This window comes from Pseudomonas sp. HMWF021 (genome assembly GCF_003061005.1).
Classification (GTDB): domain Bacteria; phylum Pseudomonadota; class Gammaproteobacteria; order Pseudomonadales; family Pseudomonadaceae; genus Aquipseudomonas.
In genome coordinates this window covers 14,929-18,002 of sequence record NZ_QAIK01000033.1, presented here as the reverse complement: position 1 = coordinate 18,002, position 3,074 = coordinate 14,929, and the positions used below count along the sequence as shown (strand labels likewise).

Here is a 3,074-nt window from a genome sequence, read left to right as displayed (position 1 = left end):
GAAAAAAACACCGGATATTGTGGGAGCGGGCTTGCTCGCGAATGCGGTGTATCAGTCAGCGTAGATGTCGACTGACACACCGCATTCGCGAGCAAGCCCGCTCCCACATTTGATATTGCCCGGTATCAAAATTGGGTTCGACGCCCGAATCCTCGGACGTCGAAGGGTCTATCAGGCTTGCGTCAGTGTTGCTGCAGCGCGTTCGAAGCGGTCCAGACCGGCGTCGATGTCGGCGTCTTCCACCACCAGGCTCGGGGCGAAACGGATCACGTCCGGGCCGGCCTGCAGAATCATCAGGCCTTCTTTTTCAGCGGCGTTGAAAATGTCCTTGGCCTTGCCTTTCCAGGCATCGCTCAGCACACAACCGATCAGCAGACCGAGGCCACGCACCTGAGTGAACAGGCCGTATTTCTCACCGATCTGCTGCAGGCGGGTCTTGAATTTGTCGTGCTTGGCGTTGACGCCGTTCAGCACCTCAGGGGTGTTGATCACGTCGATCACCGCTTCAGCCACGGCGCACGCCAGCGGGTTGCCGCCGTAAGTGGTGCCGTGGGTGCCGACGACCAGATGTTTGGCCAGCGCTTCGGTGGTCAGCATCGCCGCGATCGGGAAACCACCGCCCAGGCTCTTGGCACTGGTCAGGATGTCCGGGGTCACGCCGTAATGCTGGTAGGCGAACAGATGGCCGGTCCGGCCCATGCCGGTCTGCACTTCGTCGAACACCAGCAGCGCGTTGTTCGCGTCGCACAGTTCACGGGCACCTTGCAGGTAAGCCAGTTCCGCCGGCAGCACACCGCCCTCGCCCTGGATCGGTTCGAGCACGACCGCGCAAGTCTTGTCGGAAACCGCCGCTTTCAGCGCGGCCAGATCGTTGTAAGGGACGTGAGTGATGCCGGTGATTTTCGGACCGAAACCGTCGGAATACTTCGACTGACCACCAACGTTGACGGTGAACAGGGTACGGCCGTGGAAGCTGTTGAGCGCGGCGATGATTTCGTATTTTTCGCTGCCGAAGCGGTCGAACGCCACGCGACGGGCCAGCTTGAACGCGGCCTCGTTGGCTTCGGCGCCCGAGTTGCAGAAGAACACGCGCTCGGCGAACGTGGCGTCGATCAGCTTGTGCGCCAGACGCAGGGCCGGCTCGTTGGTGAACACGTTGGACACGTGCCACAGCTTGTTCGCTTGCTCGGTCAAGGCACCGACCAGCGCCGGATGCGCATGGCCCAATACGTTGACGGCGATACCGCCGGCGAAGTCGATCAGCTCGCGGCCGGCCTGATCCCAGACGCGGGAACCGGCGCCACGCACCGGAATGAAAGCGGCAGGCGCGTAGTTGGGAACCATTACCTGGTCGAAATCGGCGCGTTGTACCGCAGCGTGCTCAACGGACATCGGAGTCTCCTGATGAGGGCCACCCGCCTGAAACTGGCGAGCGATGGGGGGATTGTAAGGACAGTTTTCAGCCCGGCCTTGTCGCCAAGCGACAACTTCTTATAGCGCAAACCCCGGATTTTCCCGGGTTTACGGCAATGCGACATATACCGTCGCAAAGGCGCAGTTTAACTGGCGGCAGCCATAACCGGCAGATCCGATGCCCATTAGATTTCATTCCGGTTTTGCCTGTGCGGTAACTATGTACCGCACATCGCTACCGCCCGGATGTTTTGCTTGGGTGATCGTTCATCACGCAGATCGCATCATGCCCACAACTTCTCTCACTACACGGCCACCCACGGTCAATCCTTCGTACGACCCATTGCACGCTATCCATCAGAACACTCCGCACTGGCTGGCACACGCCTCGCCCGCCCGGCGCCAGGCCCTGCAACAGACCACTGCGGCCATTTTGCCCTGGTACGCCAACGCATCGCGCAGCCAGCACGACACGTTGAAATCCCTGATCGCCGAACACTGGCAGGCGCAAAACACCATCGATGAGAAACTCAAGGCCCTGCAGGATATCCAGGCCTTTGCCGAACCGCTGCTCAAACGGGCAGTGAAGGATCGCTTCGGCATCGAACCCGACGTCAACCAGACCTTCCTGCGCCTGTACGTCCCGCAAAGCCTGTCCTGGTTCGCCATCAAGCACGGCACACGCACCTGGACGGTGTCTTTGCTCGCCGCAGCGCTGCACAATTTCGAGCCAAGTGAAGCCGAGGACGATGCATTCGACGCCGGCTCGACCTTCATCACGCCTCCCACCGCCACCGGGCAATTCGAAACCTTACCGGCCATCCACGCGGCAATGACACCCCAGGACTTCATAAAGCTTTGCCGGGACCTGGATATCGGCGGGCGCTATCAGGCTCACCTCGAAGACAGCCTGGGCGTCGGCAATCCTATGGCGGTCGCCGCGATGCAAACCCAGGTCAACGCCAGCCAAAGCAGCGCACTGAAAGTCGCCCTGCAAATGGCCCTGATGAAAAACGACATTGGCAACGCCACGCATCGCCTGATCCTCGGCCTGCTGGACGGAGTGCGGGGCGTTCGGCTGCACGGCCAGGCCTGGCATTGTCACGATCTGCGCATGATGTCCGCAGACCTCACCGGCATTCTGCTGTTCGCGCCTGATCTTGAGCAGATACGCGAAACAGCCAGGATCGTGGTGTACATACCCGACGACCCCGCACATCCGATCCGGGAGTATGCCTCGACAGCCGCCTTCACCGCTCATTTGAACGAACGGCTGCGTAACGCCGATTACCAGAAATTCTTCAGCCGTCTCGTCGCCCACGGTCAGCGCGAAACTTTCTTCGCCCAGCTCAGTCAGCGCCAGAGCAGGATCACCTGGCACACGCATGAACGAGGTGACCCGCGACCTGTATGGCGAGAAACCGCTGTAGCCACGCCCAACCTGCAACTGTCGGCAAACCGCATTACGCAAAACCTGCAACAACACCTGTTCGAGCGGGCGCTGAACAAAATCCTCAACGATGCACAAACCATAGCGGTATCCACCGCCAGCGCCGACCGCAAAGCGCGCTGGGCCGCGTGGGACGCCTTCAGCAAGATCGGCATGACGCTGGTCGGCATTGCCGCAATGCTCGTCGCTCCGTTCGTGCCATTGGTGGGCG

Annotated in this window: 2 protein-coding genes; one reads left to right on the top strand and one right to left on the bottom strand. The window is 60.8% G+C overall.

What is annotated here, in order from left to right:
- Window positions 1–171 precede the first annotated feature (171 nt).
- Window positions 172–1,392, bottom strand: a complete 1,221-nt coding sequence (locus DBR18_RS03645) for an aspartate aminotransferase family protein (protein WP_108589291.1) — start codon at window positions 1,390–1,392, stop codon at window positions 172–174.
- 307 nt (window positions 1,393–1,699) lie between these two features.
- On the opposite strand from DBR18_RS03645, the gene DBR18_RS28480 reads away from it, so the two are divergent.
- The coding region (locus tag DBR18_RS28480; protein ID WP_371921065.1) for a dermonecrotic toxin domain-containing protein at window positions 1,700–3,074 on the top strand (1,375 nt) is incomplete at its 3' end.

Bases quoted from the DNA above. Each gene is read 5' to 3' on its own strand.
- DBR18_RS03645 (WP_108589291.1), bottom strand. From the start codon at position 1,392: ATGTCCGTTGAGCACGCTGCGGTACAACGCGCCGATTTCGACCAGGTA.